The 17,994-nt window shown below is 71.6% G+C and carries 14 protein-coding genes; 3 read left to right on the plus strand and 11 right to left on the minus strand.

Annotation, left to right across the window (positions count from 1 at the left end; all coding sequences use genetic code 11):
- Window positions 1-127: 127 nt before the first annotated feature.
- Together QMF80_RS25695 and QMF80_RS25700 are read right to left on the minus strand one after the other, a co-directional pair.
- The gene (locus tag QMF80_RS25695; protein WP_283457178.1) at window positions 128-676 is read right to left on the minus strand and encodes an alkyl hydroperoxide reductase; all 549 of its coding nucleotides are present in this window, start codon (window positions 674-676) and stop codon (window positions 128-130) included.
- Between the two features lie 3 nt (window positions 677-679).
- Window positions 680-1,234 (minus strand): peroxiredoxin, encoded by a 555-nt coding sequence (locus QMF80_RS25700; RefSeq protein ID WP_283457180.1) that lies wholly within the window; start codon window positions 1,232-1,234, stop codon window positions 680-682.
- A 165-nt stretch (window positions 1,235-1,399) separates the two neighbouring features.
- Between QMF80_RS25700 and QMF80_RS25705 the strand changes: the two genes are divergently transcribed.
- Window positions 1,400-2,389 carry a hydrogen peroxide-inducible genes activator gene (locus QMF80_RS25705; protein WP_283457182.1) on the plus strand — a complete coding sequence of 330 codons (990 nt, stop codon included), beginning with the start codon at window positions 1,400-1,402 and terminating at the stop codon, window positions 2,387-2,389.
- Window positions 2,390-2,428: 39 nt separating this feature from the next.
- Here the strand turns inward: QMF80_RS25705 and QMF80_RS25710 are convergent, their stop codons facing one another.
- The 5 genes from QMF80_RS25710 to QMF80_RS25730 all read right to left on the minus strand — a co-directional run bounded on the left by QMF80_RS25710 (window position 2,429) and on the right by QMF80_RS25730 (window position 7,372).
- Entirely contained in the window at window positions 2,429-4,834 is a 2,406-nt protein-coding gene (locus tag QMF80_RS25710; RefSeq protein WP_283457184.1) for an FtsX-like permease family protein, read from the minus strand.
- On the minus strand, window positions 4,831-5,517 hold the full coding sequence (locus tag QMF80_RS25715; RefSeq protein WP_283457186.1) for an ABC transporter ATP-binding protein: 687 nt from the start codon (window positions 5,515-5,517) through the stop codon (window positions 4,831-4,833). Before QMF80_RS25715 ends, QMF80_RS25710 begins: the two co-directional genes overlap by 4 nt.
- The gene (locus QMF80_RS25720; RefSeq protein WP_283457188.1) at window positions 5,514-6,038 is read right to left on the minus strand and encodes a PadR family transcriptional regulator; all 525 of its coding nucleotides are present in this window, start codon (window positions 6,036-6,038) and stop codon (window positions 5,514-5,516) included. Before QMF80_RS25720 ends, QMF80_RS25715 begins: the two co-directional genes overlap by 4 nt.
- Before the next feature lie 144 nt (window positions 6,039-6,182).
- On the minus strand, window positions 6,183-6,464 hold the full coding sequence (locus QMF80_RS25725) for a type II toxin-antitoxin system antitoxin (RefSeq protein ID WP_283457190.1): 282 nt from the start codon (window positions 6,462-6,464) through the stop codon (window positions 6,183-6,185).
- Window positions 6,464-7,372 carry an SPFH domain-containing protein gene (locus QMF80_RS25730; RefSeq protein ID WP_283457192.1) on the minus strand — a complete coding sequence of 303 codons (909 nt, stop codon included), beginning with the start codon at window positions 7,370-7,372 and terminating at the stop codon, window positions 6,464-6,466. Before QMF80_RS25730 ends, QMF80_RS25725 begins: the two co-directional genes overlap by 1 nt.
- A 231-nt stretch (window positions 7,373-7,603) precedes the next feature.
- Here QMF80_RS25730 and QMF80_RS25735 point away from each other — a divergent pair, with 231 nt between their 5' ends.
- Window positions 7,604-9,892 (plus strand): transglycosylase domain-containing protein, encoded by a 2,289-nt coding sequence (locus QMF80_RS25735; RefSeq protein WP_283457194.1) that lies wholly within the window; start codon window positions 7,604-7,606, stop codon window positions 9,890-9,892.
- A gap of 84 nt (window positions 9,893-9,976) precedes the next feature.
- Here the strand turns inward: QMF80_RS25735 and QMF80_RS25740 are convergent, their stop codons facing one another.
- The 4 genes from QMF80_RS25740 to QMF80_RS25755 form a co-directional block, all read right to left on the minus strand.
- Window positions 9,977-11,434, minus strand: a complete 1,458-nt coding sequence (locus QMF80_RS25740; protein ID WP_283457196.1) for a catalase — start codon at window positions 11,432-11,434, stop codon at window positions 9,977-9,979.
- A 50-nt stretch (window positions 11,435-11,484) separates the two neighbouring features.
- A complete protein-coding gene (locus QMF80_RS25745; protein WP_283457198.1) occupies window positions 11,485-13,875 on the minus strand; it encodes an ATP-binding SpoIIE family protein phosphatase in 2,391 nt (796 codons plus the stop codon).
- 278 nt (window positions 13,876-14,153) lie between these two features.
- Entirely contained in the window at window positions 14,154-14,849 is a 696-nt protein-coding gene (fomD, locus tag QMF80_RS25750; protein ID WP_283457199.1) for a cytidylyl-2-hydroxypropylphosphonate hydrolase, read from the minus strand.
- A gap of 102 nt (window positions 14,850-14,951) precedes the next feature.
- Window positions 14,952-16,355 (minus strand): class II fumarate hydratase, encoded by a 1,404-nt coding sequence (locus tag QMF80_RS25755; RefSeq protein ID WP_283457202.1) that lies wholly within the window; start codon window positions 16,353-16,355, stop codon window positions 14,952-14,954.
- Between the two features lie 107 nt (window positions 16,356-16,462).
- Between QMF80_RS25755 and QMF80_RS25760 the strand changes: the two genes are divergently transcribed.
- Entirely contained in the window at window positions 16,463-17,986 is a 1,524-nt protein-coding gene (locus QMF80_RS25760) for a ricin-type beta-trefoil lectin domain protein (protein ID WP_283457204.1), read from the plus strand.
- Window positions 17,987-17,994: the final 8 nt, after the last annotated feature.

Here is a 17,994-nt window from a genome sequence, read left to right on the forward strand (position 1 = left end):
TCGGAACGGAGCGGCCGCCGGAAGGTGGGCGGCCGCGCCGCAGCGCACGAAGGGCCCCGCTGCCGTGGTGACGGCGGCGGGGCCCTTCGCTGGTGCTCGCGCGGGTGGCGCGGGTCTTCGGGTGGTACTACTCGGCGGCGCCGGCCGCGTCGAGGGCCGCTTCCGCGTCGAGGGTGACCGCGACGGCCTGGATCACCGAGGCGATTTTGAAGGCCTCCTGGATGGTCTCGCGGTCGACCCCGGCCTTGCGCAGGACCTGCTCGTGCGAGTCCAGGCACTGGCCGCAGCCGTTGATCGCGGAGACCGCGAGCGACCACAGTTCGAAGTCGATCTTCTCGACGCCCGGGTTGCCGATGACGTTCATCCGCAGGCCCGCCCGCAGCGTGCCGTACTCCGGGTCGGAGAGCAGGTGCCGGGTGCGGTAGAAGACGTTGTTCATCGCCATGATCGCGGCGGCGGACTTGGCGGCGGTGTAGGCCTCCGCCGACAGGTTCGCCTTCGCCTCGGGCTCCAGCTCACGCAGGACGCGCGGGGAGCGGGCGGCGATCGCGCAGGACAGGACCGTGCCCCACAGCTGCTGCTGCGGGAGGTCGCTGTTGCCGATGACCGAGCCGAGGTTCAGCTTCAGGTCCTTGGCGAAGTCCGGTACGGCGGCCTTCAGCGTGTCGAGGGACACGGGTCACTCACCGGCCAGGAGGGTGCCCGCGTCGAGGGTGCCCTCGCCCTTGTTCCAGTTGCAGGGGCACAGCTCGTCGGTCTGCAGGGCGTCGAGGACCCGCAGGACCTCCTTGGGGTTGCGGCCCACGGAACCGGCGGTCACCATCGTGAACTGGATCTCGTTGTTCTGGTCGACGATGAAGACCGCGCGCTGCGCGAAGCCGTCCTCGCCCTGCACGCCACAGGCCTGCATGAGCTCGTGCTTGGAGTCGGCCAGCATCGGGAAGGGCAGGTCACGCAGGTCGGCGTGGTCCTTGCGCCAGGCGTGGTGGACGAACTCGGAGTCGCCGGAGACGCCGAGGACCTGGGCGTCGCGGTCCTGGAACTCCTCGTTCAGCTTGCCGAAGGCGGCGATCTCGGTCGGGCAGACGAAGGTGAAGTCCTTCGGCCAGAAGAACACCACGCGCCACTTGCCCTCATAGGTCTTGTGGTCGATCTGGGCGAACTCGCTACCGGCCTCCAGGGAGACACAGGCGGTCAGATCATACGAGGGGAACTTGTCACCGACAGTGAGCACGCGCACTCCAAGTGGATGGGAAAGTTGCCTTTTTGGGGGCTTTCCAAGGGGGTTGGACGGATCTCACATGCTGGCACACCTGGATTGATTACAGAAATAGCTACTCTTGTGCTGGGTGATCGGAAGTACCTATCAGTGGCTGCCAGTAATAGGGGAGCGAAGGGCATGGCGAAGAACGGCACGCAGGGCGGGGTGGCCGGTGGCGCGAAGGGTGGTGCCAAGAGTGGCGCGAAACAGCCCACCCTCGCGCAGCTGCGTGCTTTCGCGGCCGTCGCGGAGCACCTGCACTTCCGGGACGCGGCCGCCGCCATCGGCATGAGCCAGCCCGCCCTGTCCGGGGCGGTCTCCGCCCTGGAGGAAGCCGTCGGCGTCCAGCTGCTGGAGCGCACCACCCGCAAGGTGCTGCTCTCGCCGGCCGGTGAGCGGATCGCGGCCCGCGCGAAGCTCGTCCTGGAGGCGATGGGCGGGCTGCTGGAGGAGGCCGAGGCGGTACGGGCCCCCTTCACCGGGGTGCTGCGGCTCGGGGTGATCCCCACCGTGGCCCCCTACCTGCTGCCGACCGTGCTCGGCCTCTTCCAGCGCCGCTACCCGCTGATGGACCTCCAGGTGCACGAGGAGCAGACGTCCTCCCTGCTGGACGGACTGGCGGCCGGGCGCCTCGACCTGCTGTTGCTCGCGGTGCCGCTCGGAGTCCCCGGGGTCACCGAACTGCCGCTCTTCGACGAGGACTTCGTCCTGCTCGCGCCGCGCGAACACCCGCTGGCGGGGCGCCGGGACATTCCGCGCGAGGAACTGCGCGGACTGCGGCTGCTGCTCCTCGACGAGGGCCACTGCCTGCGCGACCAGGCCCTCGACATCTGCCGCGAGGCCGGCCGGCCGGAAGGCGCGGACGTCACCACGACCGCCGCCGGACTCTCCACCCTGGTCCAGCTCGTCGCGGGCGGCCTGGGCGTCACCCTGCTGCCGCGCACCGCGCTGCGGCTGGAGACCACCCGCAACGAGTACCTCGCCACCGGGTACTTCGCCGAGCCCGCGCCCTCCCGCCGGATCGCACTGGCGATGCGAACGGGAACGGCCCGCGCGCAGGAGTTCGGGGCGATCGCGCACGCGCTGCGCCAAGCGGTCCGCCCGCTCCCGGTCTGGCCCACCGAATAGGGCCGCCGGGGGGCGGCGTACGTCCGCACGGGGCCGGGACTACTCGGTGCGCAGGCCGTCCGGGCGCATCATCCGCAGCATCGGCGGCAGGCTGAGCAGCGTCACCAGGGCGACCAGGCCGCCGCCCGCCCCGGCCATCGCCAGGACCGCGCTCCACTCGATGACCGGCGACAGCCCCGTCATCCGCAGCAGTACCGCGCCCAGCGCCAGGCCCACCCCGGTGGCCAGGACCAGGGCCAGCGCGATCGGCACCGCCGTCTGCCACAGCACCGACAGGCACAGGGTGCCCCGCCGGGTGCCGAGGGCCACCAGCGAGGACAGCAGCCTCCTGCGCTCGCGGAGCTGCTCCAGCTGCGCGACCAGCAGGCTCAGCCCGATCAGCACCAGGACCAGCACGGAGCCGATGTACAGCCCGGCCCGGATCGCGCCGTACTGGCCGTCGGTCTTCGAGAACTTGAGGGTGGCCGCGGTGGCGAGCGGATCCGCCTGGTAGGCGGCGGTACGTACGTTGTCCAGGGCGTCCGGCACCGCCGGGTCGAGGCGGACGTACACGATCGCGAAGACCGACGAGGCGTCGACCGCGGGCGCGGCGGACGGGGTGACCAGCACGCCGGTGCGCAGCTCGCCGTCCGGGTCCCGGCGGACGGCCGCCGACCGGGCGCCCGCCGGAACGGTCCATTCGACCGGGTCGGGCGCGTCCTGGTAGCCGGTCGCGCCCGCGAGGAGCTGGTCGCCGGGCTTCGCGAGGGGCCCCTCCGGCACCTGTTCCGCCAGGGCGCCGCCGCCCGTCAGGACGAAGGAGTCGCCCTCCACGCAGGAGCCGAGATCCGCGACCTCGCGCAGCGCCTCGCAGGAGCCCACGGTGATCTGCACCACCGGGTCCTCGGTGGACGCCGCGGCGCGGGCCCCGGCGGATCTCCCGGCAGCGGGATCCGGGGTCCGCTTCTCGGGGGACGCGGGGAATCTGGTCAGGGCGATGGTCCGGCGCACGCCCTCGGCCGAGGACAGCTTCGCGGCGAGGTCCTCGATCCGGTCGTTCGCGCCGGGCTGCGCGTGGGTGATCACCGCCATCTCGGCCCGCGCCGGATCCGCGCCGGTGAGTTCGGTGTAGGTGGACTCGCTTCCCGCGAAGAGGACTTGCAGGGCGATGGCCCCGGCGACCGCGACCGCGATGCCGTTGACCAGCCGCGCCGCGGTCCCGCTGCCGACCTGCAAGCGGCGTACCGCGAGCTGCCAGGAGACGGGGCCGCCGGAGAGCCGCGAGACGCTGCGCTCCACCAGCCAGGGCAGCACGGCGGTGATGCCCAGGAGCAGCAGTACGACCCCGGCGCCCACCTGCCACGGGTTGAAGACCCCCGGGTCGTCGGTGCCGCGCGCCGCCAGGGGTGAGAGCAGGGCCGCCCCGGCGAGGGTGGGCAGCACCCGCCACCAGGTCCGTCGCCGGGCGGACTTGGCGGCGCGTACGACGCCCAGCGGTTCGATGACCACACCGCGCAGGGTGGCCAGGGTGACCGCGACGGACAGCAGCGGTACGGCGACCGCGACGAGCGCGGCCAGCCAGGGGCTCGGGTCGAGGTCGGCGGGGAAGACGCTGCGCCTGCCCAGGGCGACGCTGGCGACGAGCTGCCGGGAGACCAGGAAGAAGAGGGTGCCGAGGGCCAGGCCGAGCACGGATCCGGCGAGCGCCTCGCCCGCGGCGATCCGGCGGGTCATCCGGCTGTCGGCGCCGACCAGGCGGAGCGCGGCGAGACGGCGGTCGCGCTGTTCGCCGCCGAAGCGGACGGCGGCCGCGATGAAGACGGTGACCGGCAGCAGCAGGGCGACGAAGGTGAGGAGGACCAGCAGGGACAGCACCGGGTCCAGCTGGTCGGGTTCGTCGTCGGTGCCGAAGGCGTCGTAGCGCAGGGCCCGGTCGTAGCGCGCGCCGTCGTTGCGGAGGGCGTCGTTGCCCGCGTAGAAGAACAGCTCGCCCGGCCCGATCAGGCCCGCGTCGCCGATGATGCCGACGACCTTCCCCTCGAAGCGCGGGCGCAGCCGCTCGCCCTCGTCCGACGTCAGGAGCGCGTCCAGGGCGGGGGAGAGGGCCAGTTCGCCCGGGCCGGGGAGCCGGGTGAGGCCGGGCGGGGCGGGGGCGTCGGGGCCCTCGGCCTTGACGAAGGCGCCGTCGATGGACGTGTGGTGGTAGTCCTGCCCGGCGCGGGCGATGAGGAAGGTGCCCGGGCCGGGCTGCCCCGGTCCGCTCAGGGACATCCGGGCGCGGGCGTCGCCGCGGTCGTTGCGCGCCGTCAGCGCGCTCGGGAGCGCGGCGGTGACCAGGAGCAGGGCGACGCCGAGGCCGACGCCGACCCCGGTGAGCAGGGTGCGGGTCCAGCCCTGGCGGCCACCCGTGAGTGCGAACCGGGCCCCCATGAGGAGGTCGCGCGTCCAGCCGCGGGCGGCGCTCATACGACCTGCTCCACGTCCCGGGACGTGCCGTCGCGTACGACGATCTCGCGGTCGGAGTAGGCGGCGACCCGGGTCTCGTGCGTGACCAGGACGACGGCGGTGCTGGAGGCCCGGGCGGCCTCGGTGAGGAGCTGCATCACCAGTTCGCCGTTGAGGGAGTCGAGGGCGCCGGTGGGCTCGTCGGCGAAGACCACCCGGGGGTTGGTGACCAGGGCGCGGGCCACGGCGACGCGCTGGCCCTGGCCGCCGCTGACCTCTCCGGGGCGGCTGGCCCGTACGTCGTCCACCTCCAGCCGGGTCATCCACTGGAGGGCGGTCGCCTCGGCCTGCTTGCGCTTGACCCCGTTCAGGCGCAGCGGCAGGGCGACGTTCTCCACGCAGGTCAGTTCGGGGACGAGCTGCCCGAACTGGAAGACGAAGCCGAACTCGCTGCGGCGCAGGGCGCTGCGCCGGGCGTCGTCCATGGCGGACAGCTCGCGTCCGGCGTAGGTGATGGTGCCCGCGTCGGGCCGGACGATCCCGGCCAGGCAGTGCAGCAGCGTGGACTTGCCGGACCCGGAGGGTCCCATGACGGCGACCACCTCGCCGGGGTGGATGGAGAACTCGGCGTCGGTCAGGGCGGCGGTGGAGCCGTAGGACTTGCAGAGGCCCTCGGCGCTGAGGAGCGAGCCGTCGGGTATCACGGGCGGACCTCTCCGGCGAGCTGGTCCAGCCGGGCCGCGGCCAGCTCCAGCCAGCGCAGGTCTGCTTCCAGGTGGAAGAGGGCGTGGTCGCAGATCAGCTGGTCGGCGAGGTCGCCCTTGCGCTTGCGGCTGGTCAGCAGGCGCATCATGCGCAGGTGTTCGGCGCGCTGGGTGTCGAGGAGCCGCTCGGCGCTGCGGCCGGTGAGCAGGGCCAGGACGACCTTGGTGTAGAGGGTCGAGTGGAGGTACGGCTCGGGCTTCTCGGGCTGGGCGAGCCAGGTCTCGACGTCGGTGATCCCGGCGCCGGTGATGGCGTACCGCTTGCGGTCAGGGCCGCAGCCGCTCTCGATGCGGTCGACCTCGACGAGGCCGTTCTTCAGTAGCCGGGACATGGTCGAGTAGACCTGCCCGTAGGCGAGCGGGCGGTCGTGGCCGAACTTCTCGTCGAAGGCGCGCTTGAGGTCGTAACCGTGGCGCGGGCCGGCCTCCAGGAGACCGAGCAGGGTGTGACCGATGGACATGGGCGGGACTCTACCTGCGGTGTATACACACGGTGTAGAGAGGGGAGCGGGGAGGGGTGTGGGGGAGGGGGTGTGGGGGAGGGGCCCCGCTGGACACGGGAACGCCCCCGGCCTGGTGGGCCGGGGGCGCGGGTCGGGCTCGGGCTACTCGGGGGCGGACTTCGGAGGGCGGCCGCGGCGGGGCATCGGGCCCGGCGCGGACGGGAGCCGTCCGGACTCGGCGAGTGCGCGGCGCAGCAGGAACTCGATCTGCGCGTTGGCGCTGCGCAGTTCGTCTCCCGCCCAGCGGGCGAGCGCGTCGTACACCTGCGGATCGAGCCGCAGCAGCACCTGCTTGCGCGCCGGGCGCCGGGCGGGGCCGGTGGCCGCCGCGGGCCGCTCGTCCTCGCCGGGCCCGTCGGGGGCCGTCGGCTCGCCGCCCGTCATCACTGGTAGAGGGTGCCGGTGTTCACGACGGGCTGGGCCGCGCGGTCGCCGCACAGGACCACCATGAGGTTGGAGACCATGGCGGCCTTGCGGTCGGGGTCCAGGTCCACGACGTCCTCTTCCTGAAGGCGGGTCAGGGCCAGCTCGACCATACCCACGGCGCCCTCGACGATCAGGCGACGGGCCGCGACGACCGCGCCCGCCTGCTGGCGCTGGAGCATCGCCGAGGCGATCTCCGGGGCGTACGCGAGGTGCGTGAAGCGGGATTCGATGATGTGCACTCCGGCTGCCTCGACCCGGGTGTGGAGCTCGACGGCGAGCTTCTCGGTGATCTCCTCGGCGTTGCCGCGCAGCGAGAGACCACCCTCGTCGTGGGCGTCGTAGGGGTATTCGATGGCGATGTGCCGGACGGCGGCCTCGGTCTGGGTCTCGACGAACTCGGTGAAGTCGTCGACCTCGAAGAGGGCGCGCGCGGTGTCCTCGACCTTCCAGACGACGACGGCGGCCAGCTCGATCGGGTTGCCGTAGGCGTCGTTGACCTTCAGGACGGCCGTCTCGTGGTTGCGCACCCGGGTGGAGATCTTGTCGCGGGAGGTCAGCGGGTTGACCCAGCGCAGGCCGTCGGTGCGGATCGTGCCCCGGTAGCGGCCGAAGAGCTGGACCACGCGGGCCTCGCCCGGAGCGACCGTGTTGAGCCCGCACATGGCGTAGATCGAGCCGAGGATGACGACCACCCCGAGGACTATCAGGGCCGCCTTGGCTCCGGCGGTCAGTACGGCGCCGGTGGCGATCAGGCCCGCACCGGCCAGCAGTCCGAGCAGCCCGAGCAGCAGCGCCAGGCCGCCGCCGACGCTGTGCGCGGGGAACTCCCGTACGTGCGGCTCCGGCATCTCAGTGGTCTTGGTCATGGTTCGCCCCGTTTCGTTCAGGAGGAGTCGGTCACGCTCCCTAGCAAAGTGATATCACTTTTTTGGCGGGCTGCAACTCTTCTGGTCTGCTAGGCGTCGGTTCCTTGGGTGTGGGTGCTGATTCTCACGTCCGGATTGACCGTGATTGATCGGTATTAGGCAGTCTTTGTCACAACCTCCGGTGTTAGCTTTCTGAGCTGACGTCGGGGGTTATTGAGCGGAGCGGGAGCGATGGGCCGAGCAGAAGCGCGACGGGCGCAGCAGCAGCGCGGGACACGGCGTGCGCCGCGCGGTCGCGCGGCGAAGGGCGGTCGCGCGGGCAAGAGCGGCGCGGGCGCGGGGAAACGGACCGGCATACGCAGGTTCTTCACCTGGAAGAAGATCCTCGGCACGTTCTTCGGGATGGTCCTGCTCGGCATGGCCGCGCTGGTCGGCATCTACTTCTACGTCGACGCGCCCAAGCCCAACGAAGAGGCGACGCTCCAGAGCAACGTCTACCAGTGGTCCGACGGCTCCGTCATGACCCGCACGGGCAAGTTCAACCGCGAGATCCTTCCGTTCGACAAGGTCCCGCCGGAAGTCCGCACCACGTTCATCGCCATCGAGAACAAGAACTTCTACAAAGACAGCGGCATCGACATCAAGGGTCTGGTGCGCGGCTTCGTCTCCACGGTGACCGGCAAGGGCAAGGCCGGTGGTTCGACGATCACCCAGCAGTACGTCAAGAACTACTACCTGAACCAGGACCAGACGGCGACGCGCAAGCTGAAGGAGATGGTTATCTCCCTCAAGACCGACCGGAGCATGAGCAAGAACGCGATCCTCGAGGGCTACATGAACACCAGCTACTTCGGTCGCGGTGCGTATGGAATCCAGGCCGCCGCGCAGGCGTACTACGGGGTCGACGCCTCGAAGCTCACCCTGGAACAGGGCGCCTACCTCGCCGCCGTCCTCCAGGCCCCCAGCTCCTACGACTGGGCGACCGCGGGCGACAACGGCAAGCGCCTCGTCATGATCCGCTTCAACGCCACCCTCGACAACATGGTCGGCATGGGCGAACTGGACGCGGCCAAGCGCAAGACCCTGCACTTCCAGGAGCCCATCAAGCCCAAGCCCGCTCCCGGGCGCGAGGGTCAGAAGGGCTACCTGATGGAGGCCGCCGACGCCGAGCTGAACCGCCAGGGCGTGCCCAAGGCGGCGATCGACGCCGGTGGCTGGACCATCAAGCTCAACATCGACAAGAAGAAGCAGGCCGCCCTGGAGAAGGCCGTCAACGACGAGCTGGAATCCAAGCTGGAGCGCAAGAACACCGCGGAGCGCCCGGTCGACCAGAACGTGCAGGCGGGCGCCACCTCGGTGGACCCGAAGACCGGCGCGATCGTCGCCATGTACGGCGGCACCGGCCAGGCCGAGAAGTGGTCCAGCAACGCCCTGCGCACCGACTTCCAGCCCGGCTCGACCTTCAAGCCGGTCGTCCTGGCCACCGCCCTGCAGAACGGCGCCAAGACGCAGGACGGCAAGCCGATCAACCCGAGCACCCTGTACGACGGCACCAGTGGCCGCCCGGTGGTCGGCAGTGACACCCCCTTCTCCCCGCAGAACCAGGACCAGCACGACTACTGGGACATCGGGCACAACATCACGGTCCAGAAGGCGACCAACGCCTCCGTCAACTCCGTCTACGCGCAGATGACCGTCGACGCGAAGCCGGAGAAGGTCAAGGAGATGGGCCTCAACCTCGGCATGCGGGACCGCGACGGATGGCCGGCCGACAAGCCCGCCATGGCGCTCGGCACCATGAGCTCCAGCACCGTCGAGATGGCCGGGGTCTACGCGACCTTCGACCACCACGGCAAGAAGGTCACCCCGTCGATCATCAAGAGCGCCCAGAACCACGCGCGCACCTACCGGCCGGTGCAGACCATCGGCGACCAGGTGATCAACACCTCCACCGCCGACACCGTCACCAAGGTGCTCACGGGAGTTGTCACCGACGGTTCGGGTAACGCGGTCTACAGCGACGCCTACCAGGCGGCCGGCAAGACCGGTACCACCGAGTCCAATGTCGCGGCCTGGTTCACCGGCTACACCCCGGAGCTGGTCACCGTCGTCGCGATGTTCGGTGAAGAGGTCGGCACCGGCAAGCAGGTCACCCTGACCGGCACCGCGGGCGGCGGTCGCGCGGGCGGCTCCAGCTTCCCGGCCGCCATCTGGAAGGCCTACACGCTGTCCGCGCTCTCGGGCGTGGACACCAGCAAGTTCGAACTGCCGGACGCGGACATGGGTACGCCGCCCCCGAGCCCCACCCCGACGCCCTCGGCCCCGAGCAGCCACAGCCCGACTCCGGCCGGCACTCGGTCCTCCTCCTCGGCGACCACCCCGACCCCGACCGGCTCGACTTCGCGCACCGCGTCCCCGGGGCCCACGCACTCGTCGCCGGACCCGGGCCATTCCTCGCCGGACCCGGGGCACTCGTCCCCGAACCCGACGCGCACCAACCCGTTCCCGCCCTTCCCGTAGGGACGCGCGGACCGCGCGAGAACCGCCGCCCGGCAGCATCCCAGCTGCCGGGCGGCGGTTCTCGCGCTTTCACCGCACCAGCGGTCAGGACATCAGCGCCGCGATCCGGTCGCCGGTCGCCTTGTCGATGTTGCGCCAGTACTGGAAGGCCCGCTCCCGCACCGCCGGGCTCACCCCGGCGCCCAGGTGACCGGCCACGTTCGACACCAGCCGGTCGCGCGCCGCGTCGTCCATGACCTCGCGCACCAGCGTGCCCGGCTGGCCCCAGTCGTCGTCCTGGCTGCGCAGCGAGTAGGCCGCGTGGACCATCTCGCCCGCCGAGGCCCACCCGGCCGGCTCGCCGAAGAGGGCGGTGTCCGCCGCCGGGCCGCCGTAGGAGTTGGGCGCGTACGGGCGAGCCGCGGCCGAGGCCTCGAAGCGCATCGCGCCGTCCTTCGCGTACGAGCTGACCTGCGAGCGCGCCCGGTTCGGCGGCAGCTGCGCGTAGTTCGCGCCGATCCGGTAGCGGTGCGCGTCCGGGTACGAGAAGAGGCGCCCGAGCAGCATCTTGTCCGGGGACGGCCCGATGCCCGGCACCAGGTTCGAGGGCTCGAAGGCGGACTGCTCGATGTGGATGAAGTAGTCCTCGGGGTTCTTGTCGAGGGTCATCCGGCCGACGTCGATCAGCGGGTAGTCGCCGTGCGGCCACACCTTGGTCAGGTCGAAGGGGTTGAAGCGGTAGTCCGCCGCGTCCTCGAAGGGCATGACCTGGACCTTCAGCGTCCAGCTCGGTGGCTCGCCGCCCGCGATCGAGTCGAAGAGGTCCTGGCGGTGGTGGTCCGCGTTCCGCCCGGCGATCAGCTCCGCCTCGTCCTCGGTGAGGAAGTCGATGCCCTGGTCGGTCTTGAAGTGGTACTTCACCCAGAACCGCTCACCGGCGCCGTTGACCCACATGTAGGTGTGCGAGCCGTAGCCGTTCATGTGCCGGTACGACTTCGGGATGCCCCGGTCGCCCATCAGCAACGTCACCTGGTGCGCGGACTCGGGGGAGAGGGTCCAGAAGTCCCACTGCATGTCGTGGTCGCGCAGGCCGTTGTCCGGGCGGCGCTTCTGCGAGCGGATGAAGTCCTGGAACTTCATCGGGTCCCGGACGAAGAAGACCGGGGTGTTGTTGCCGACCAGGTCGTAGTTGCCGTGGTTCGTGTAGAACTTCAGCGCGAAACCGCGCGGGTCGCGCCAGGTGTCGGGGGAACCCTGCTCTCCCGCCACGGTCGAGAAGCGGGCCAGCATCTCGGTCCGCCGACCGGGCTGGAAGACGTCCGCCTTGGTGAACTGACTGACGTCATTGGTGACCTGGAAAACGCCGTAGGCACCCGCGCCCTTGGCGTGGACCACCCGCTCGGGGACCCGTTCCCGGTTGAACTGGGCCATCTTCTCGATCAGGTAGTGGTCCTGGAGCAGGATCGGGCCGTCCGGACTGACGGTGAGCGAGTGCTCGTCGCTCGCCACCGGCACACCGGCGTTGTTGGTCGTGTACGGGATCTTCTGCGCGTCCTGGGTCACGGGCGGAGTCCTCCCCTGGGGTCGGTTGGGTCTCACCGTCACCTGCCCAGTCAACGCGGGTCATGCGTTCCCGGCAACGCGAGTTCGAACCAGACCACCTTTCCGCTGCTCAGCCGGGTCGCGCCCCAGCGCCGTGCCATCCGGTTGACCAGGAACAGGCCGCGGCCGCCCTCGTCGGTGTCCCGGGCCCGCCGCTGGCGCGGCAGCTGCGGGGAGTCGTCGCCGACCTCGCAGCGCAGGACGTCCGTACGCAGCAGGCGCAGCGTGACGGGCCGCTCGGCGTACCGCACGGCATTGGTGACCACCTCGCTGACCAGCAGCTCCAGCGAGTCGCTCAGCTCCTCCAGGCCCCAGCGGGTCAGGGCGCGCCGGGCGAAGCGCCGGGCGCGGCCCGGAGCGGTCTCCTCCGGGTCCAGGAACCAGTAGGCGACGTCACTGGGCGCGATCCCCTCGAAACGGGCCGCGAGCAGCGCGATGTCGTCGTCCCGGTCGCCCGGGCCGAGCATGTCGAGTACGTCGTCACAGAGCGCTTCCAGCGGCGGCGGGTGGTCCAGGCCGGTGAGCTGCGCCGTCGTGGCCAGCCGCTCGCGCAGCTGCTCGATGCCGGTCCAGACGTCGCGCAGCCGGGACTCGACCAGGCCGTCGGTGTACAGCAGCAGGGTGGCTCCCGCGGGCGCGTCCAGCTCGACGGCCTCGAAGTCCACGCCGCCGACGCCGATCGGGGCGCCGGGCGGTACGCGGAGCACCTCGGCGCGGCCCCCCAGGTGGAGCAGGACGGGCGGCGGGTGGCCCGCGTTGGCGATGGTGATCCGGTGCGAGACGGGATCGTAGACGGCGTACAGGCAGGTCGCCATCCGGTCCGAGCCGAGCCGCTGGGCCTGCTCGTCCAGGTGGTGCAGCACCTCGGCGGGCGGCAGGTCCAGCTGGGCCAGGGTCTGGGCGGTGGTCCGCAGCTGCCCCATGATCGCGGCGGAGGTCATGGAGTGGCCCATGACGTCGCCCACGACGAGCGCCACCCGGCTGCCGGGCAGCGGTATGGCGTCGTACCAGTCGCCGCCGACCCGGGCCGTCTCGGCGGCCGGGAGGTAGCGGCTGGCCAGCCGGACCCCGGTGGGCTGGGGGAGGCTGTCCGGGAGCATGGTGCGCTGGAGCTCGTCGGCGATGTACGCCTCGCGGCCGTACAGGACGGCCTTGTCGATGCCGAGCGCCGTGTGGGTGGCCAGCTGGGCCGCGACGAGCAGGTCGTTCTGCTCGAAGGCGGGCCGGTCCGGGGTGCGCAGGAACACCGCCGCGCCGATGACGCGGCGGCGGCCGCGCAGCGGGGCCAGGATCGCCCGCTGGCCGCGCGGTACGGGGTGATCGGCGCCCAGCAGCTCAGGCAGCGCGGCGCGCGCGGCGGCGGAGGACCCGAAGACGGGGCGCACCCCGCGCAGCACCTCGGCGAGGGCGCCGCCGGAGCGGATCTCGCACAGCTCGGCGGCGGGCAGGTCGCCCTGCGGTCCGACGAGCGCCAGCTGGCTGAAGTCCAGCTCGCCGCCCGCGCCGACGGCCGCGGTCAGGTCGAGTCCGGCGCCGATGGTGTCGGCGGCGCGGACGGCGTCGGTGAGGTCGTCGATCGGCCGGAGCCGGTCGGTGCGGCGCAGCCGCAGGACGACGGGGCCCACGGGGCGCTCGTCGCCGACGGGCAGCGGATCGCGCAGGTACACGAGGATCGCGTCGGAGAAGGTGGGCACGGTGGCCCGGCAGAGGCCGAGGACGATCTCGTCGAGGTCGATGCCGCGGGCGATCCGGCGGGTGGCGGCGCCGACGAAGCGCAGCCGGTCGCCCTCGCGGCGGGCGGCCCCGGCGTCCACGCCGCCCGGTATCCCGCTCCCGTCGCCGCCTCCCGAGCCGATACCGGGGCCGAGGCCGGTCCCGTAGACGGAACCAGAACCAGAACCGGAAGCGGAACTGGAGGTGCCGGGCTCGGTGGCGCCGTGGGCGGGAGCGCCGCCCGCGGTGCGGGCGGCAGCCGTGTCGCGGCCCGTTGCCGTGTCCTGGGCGGGGACGCCGGAGGTCGGTACCGGCGGGCCCGTGGTGGGCGCGGGGCCGGATCCGGCCCCGGAATCGGAACCAGAACCGGAGGAGGCGGGGGGAGCGGAGTCCGACGGGCCGGGCCGGGTGTCCTGAGCGGCCGGGGCCGGGGCCTTGCCGTGTCCCTGCTCGTCGGCCCCGGCGTCGGACTCGGCGGCGGATCCGGACCCGGCGGCGGATCCGTTCGCGGCTGCCGGTCCGTTCGTGCTCGCCGAGCCGTTCGTGGTCGCCGGCCGTGCCTCCGGGCCGGAGGCGGTGGCACCCCGCCGCGCCGCGCGCGGCCCGGGCAGGCCGGAGCCGCCCGGCGCCGGTGTCGCGGCTGCCGCGGCGGGCTGCGGGCCCTCGTAAGAGGTGGGGTACTCCGTCACGCGTGGAATTCCGTCCGTTTGCGCTGGATGTGCGCTGCACTCAACTCGGTCAGTCGCGGTATACCCGCTCAGCGGCGGGGGCACCGTCGCCTGCGGCACCTCCCCCAAACCGTATCCGGGGGGACCCCGCCCGCTCGTTACCTCTCGGTCTGCGTTGACCTCCGGTCAAGTCCCGCGCACAGCACGTCAATTACGGGTGTACACCCTCGCACCAGGCCCTGTCTGCACGCTTGCGGAGGGCGATCCTACGTTTGGCACCCCTGGGCGCCTCAAGGGTCTCATGAGGTCATATGCGCCGGGGTGCGGTCCCAGTCCTCCGGCAGGACCGGAACGTCCCAGCCCGGATCGGGCCGCCAGTTCTCCCAGCCGTCCGAGAACGGCGCCCCCCACTCCTTGATCAGCTCCACCGCCGCCCGGCCCGCCTCCCGTACCCGGTCGGCCTGCTCGGCGTCCAGCAGCCCGCACCGCTGCGCCTGCGCGAACTCGTCCTCGTCCCGCCACTTCCAGCTGCGGTCCGGGTAGACGGAGATGTCGAGGAAGTGGTCCACGGAGTCGATGCCGCCGGACCACCGGGTCCTGGGCTCCTCAAGGTTCACGTACCAGCTCCGGAATTGCCAGCCGTGGTCCCAGAACAGCCACACCGACCACGGGTCGCCCGGCCGGGCCAGCTTCAGCACGCCCGTGCCGAACCAGCGCGAGCGGGCGGTGGTGCGCGGCGCGGTGTAGCGGGTGGCGAGGGGCTCCTCGTGCACCAGGGTGCCGTCCGTCAGGACCGGCCTGACCAGCTCGGTGTCCGGGGCCATCCACACGGCCAGCAGCTCGGGGGCGTCCCGGACGACGGTCACGGGGCGGCAGATGTGCACCGGGCCCTTCAGGTCCGCGGCGTGGTCGCGGTAGCGCCACAGGATGTGCTCCCCGGGCGCCCAGCGCGGCTCCTGCGTGTCGCCGCCCCCGCGGCCTCCGGTACCTGTCATGCGCAGATCTTAGGGCTGGGCCCCCCGCGCCCGCTGCGGTGCAGGTCACGGAGGGGTTCGGGGACGGCATTCGACCGAAATCCGGCCCTCGGTCAGGGGCGGTCAGGGATGGGTCATCCGCAGTACGTCGAGCGCCTCGTCGAGCTGTTCCAGGGTGAGGGAGCCGCGTTCGACGTAGCCGGACTCCAGTACGACCTCCCTGATCGTCCGGCGTTCCGCGACCGCCTTCTTGGCGACCTTGGCCGCCTCCTCGTAGCCGATGTAGCGGTTCAGCGGGGTCACCACGGAGGGCGAGGACTCGGCGTACTCCCTGGCCCGGGCCGCGTTGGCGGTGATCCCGTCGATCGTACGGTCGGCCAGCAGGCGGCTCGAGTTGCCCAGCAGCCGGATCGATTCGAGCAGGTTCCGCGCCATCACGGGGAGCATCACGTTCAGTTCGAAGTTGCCCGCCGCGCCCGCCACGGCGACCGTCGTATCGTTTCCGGTCACCTGGGCGGCCACCATCAGAACGGCCTCCGCGACGACCGGATTGACCTTTCCGGGCATGATCGAAGAGCCCGGCTGGAGATCGGGGAGATTGATTTCGGCCAATCCCGTGCGCGGCCCCGAGGCCATCCAGCGGAGATCGTTGGCGATCTTGGTGAGTGAGACCGCGATGGTACGGAGCATGCCCGAGGTCTCCACCAGCGCGTCCCGCGCCCCCTGGGCCTCGAAGTGGTTGCGGGCCTCGGTGAGCGGCAGCCCGGTCGCCGACGCCACCTCGGCGATCACGGCGGCCGAGAATCCGGGCGGGGTGTTGATCCCGGTGCCGACCGCCGTACCGCCCAGGGGCAGCTCGGCGAGCCGGGGCAGGGCCGCCCGGAGCCGCTCGACGCCGTAGCGCACCTGGGCGGCGTACCCGCCGAACTCCTGGCCCAGGGTCACCGGGGTGGCGTCCATCAGGTGGGTGCGGCCCGCCTTGACCACCTGGGCGAACTCGGCGGACTTGCGCTCCAGCGCGGCCGCGAGGTGCTCCAGGGCCGGGATCAGCTCGCCGGTGACGGCGGCGGTGGCGGCGATGTGGATCGAGGACGGGAAGACGTCGTTCGAACTCTGGGAGGCGTTGACGTGGTCGTTGGGGTGCACGTCGCGCCCCAGCCGCTCGGTGGCCAGGGTGGCGATCACCTCGTTGGCGTTCATGTTGGACGAGGTCCCGGACCCGGTCTGGAAGACGTCGACGGGGAAGTGCGCGTCCCAACGCCCCTCGGCCACCTCGGCGGCGGCCGACCGGACCGCGTCCGCGACGTCCGCCTCCAGGACACCCAGCTCGGCGTTGACCTTCGCGGCGGCCGCCTTCACCTGGGCCAGGGCGGCGATGTGCGCGCGCTCCAGGCGCAGCCCCGAGACGGGGAAGTTCTCCACCGCGCGCTGCGTCTGAGCACGCCATTTGGCTTCGGCGGGGACCTTCACCTCGCCCATCGAATCGTGTTCCACCCGGAATCCCGCGGCCTGCTGATCTTCGGTCATGTTCTCGGCCTCCTCAAAAAGTTGAGCAATTGTCTTGTTCGAAGTGTTCCCAACTCCCCTACCGGCCAGTAAATACCGGGGGTAACACTGACACCGGGGAGACCTTCATGGCCCGCACCACACCAAGGCTCAGATCTACCTTCGCCGCGGCCGCGGCGATCGCGGCCGCCCTCGGGGGCGTCACCGCCATCACCCCCATGGCCCACGCGGCGGGCTCCGCGGCGGCCGCCGCGACGCCCCTGTCACCCGAACTGGAGGCCATCCGCGCCGCCGAGGCCACCAAGATCTACGGCGACCCGGCCGTCCGGCCGCTCGCCGACCGCAAGACCGGTCTGATCTCGCTGGGCGACAGCGAGATCTCGGGCGAGGGCACCGGCAACTACGACCCCGCGACCAACACCTCCGCCAACCAGTGCCACCGCTCGCCCGACTCGGCGATCCACCGCACCGGCATCCCGGCCGACTTCACCTTCAACGTCGCCTGCTCCGGCGGCTACACCGGAAACATCCGGATCGGCGGCAGCAAGCAGTACGCCGACGAGCTGATCCAGAGCGACAGCCTCGCCATCAAGGCCCGCAACACGAAGATCAAGATGGTGCTGCTGGTCGCCGGAGCCAACGACGACCTCCAGTTCGGCCCCGTCATGACCGACTGCGTCAGCCGCTGGATGCTCAGCCAGGGCACCTGTGAGCCCAAGTACGGCCCCGGCTGGCAGGCCCGCGTGGACGGCCTGCGCCCCAAGGTCGAAGCGACCGTCGCCGACCTCAAGACCGTCATGCGGGACGCCGGTTACGCCGACGCGGACTACAAGCTCGTCGTGATGGGCTACCCGAGCCCGATCGGCCCCGACTTCAACGACAACCCGAACTTCCCCGGCAAGCTCCCCGGAGGCTGCGCGGGCTACGACTCGGACGCCGCGTGGGGCCGCAACTACGCGGTACCCACCTTCGAGAAGGGCATGCGCGCCGCGGCGCTCGCGTCCGGCGCCTACTACCTCGACGATTCGCGGCTCTTCAACGGCCACGAGGTCTGCATGGAGGACACCTGGGCCCGCGGCCTCTACCTCGACCTCGGTGACCACTTCCCGTGGGACGAGAACACCGCCCGGCAGTCCTTCCACCCCAACTACCGGGGCCACGGCGCGTTCGCGTCCTGCCTGACCCAGCTCTACGACTCCGGCCTGCGCGAGGGCTCCTGCGCCGACCCGGCGAGCACCGGCACCCCCGTCCTCCAGGCCGGGGCCTGGGACGACCTCTACAAGCCGCTGAAGAACGAGGCGACCGGCAACTGCGCCGACACCACCGCGGGCTCCAGCGCCAACGGCACGGCCGTCCTCGGCTGGGACTGCCACGGCGGCCGCAACCAGGGCTGGTGGTACGACGCCACCCGCAAGGGCATCCACGTCGAACTGACCCAGGACCGCTGCCTCGACGTCCCCGGCGCCAACTACGGCGCGGGCACCGGCCTGATCATCTGGAACTGCCACGGCGGCGCGAACCAGCAGTTCGTCCGCAACGGCTCCACCATCCGTCCGCAGGCGGCCCCCGGCATGTGCCTCACCGTGGGCGCCGCCCACGAGGCCGTGCGCCTGCAGACCTGCAACGGCTCGGCGAACCAGCGCTTCATCTAAGCCCGGCC

The sequence above is a fragment of the Streptomyces sp. G-G2 genome (genome assembly GCF_030063135.1).
Taxonomy (GTDB): domain Bacteria; phylum Actinomycetota; class Actinomycetes; order Streptomycetales; family Streptomycetaceae; genus Streptomyces.

What these genes read in the sequence shown, in the direction of transcription:
- QMF80_RS25705 (WP_283457182.1), top strand. Translation starts at nt 1,400, where the DNA reads ATGGCGAAGAACGGCACGCAGGGCGGGGTGGCCGGTGGCGCGAAGGGT.
- QMF80_RS25710 (WP_283457184.1), bottom strand. Translation starts at nt 4,834, where the DNA reads ATGAGCGCCGCCCGCGGCTGGACGCGCGACCTCCTCATGGGGGCCCGG.
- QMF80_RS25720 (WP_283457188.1), bottom strand. Translation starts at nt 6,038, where the DNA reads ATGTCCATCGGTCACACCCTGCTCGGTCTCCTGGAGGCCGGCCCGCGC.
- QMF80_RS25725 (WP_283457190.1), bottom strand. Translation starts at nt 6,464, where the DNA reads ATGACGGGCGGCGAGCCGACGGCCCCCGACGGGCCCGGCGAGGACGAG.
- QMF80_RS25730 (WP_283457192.1), bottom strand. Translation starts at nt 7,372, where the DNA reads ATGACCAAGACCACTGAGATGCCGGAGCCGCACGTACGGGAGTTCCCC.
- QMF80_RS25735 (WP_283457194.1), top strand. Translation starts at nt 7,604, where the DNA reads ATGGGCCGAGCAGAAGCGCGACGGGCGCAGCAGCAGCGCGGGACACGG.
- fomD (WP_283457199.1), bottom strand. Translation starts at nt 14,849, where the DNA reads ATGACAGGTACCGGAGGCCGCGGGGGCGGCGACACGCAGGAGCCGCGC.
- QMF80_RS25755 (WP_283457202.1), bottom strand. Translation starts at nt 16,355, where the DNA reads ATGACCGAAGATCAGCAGGCCGCGGGATTCCGGGTGGAACACGATTCG.
- QMF80_RS25760 (WP_283457204.1), top strand. Translation starts at nt 16,463, where the DNA reads ATGGCCCGCACCACACCAAGGCTCAGATCTACCTTCGCCGCGGCCGCG.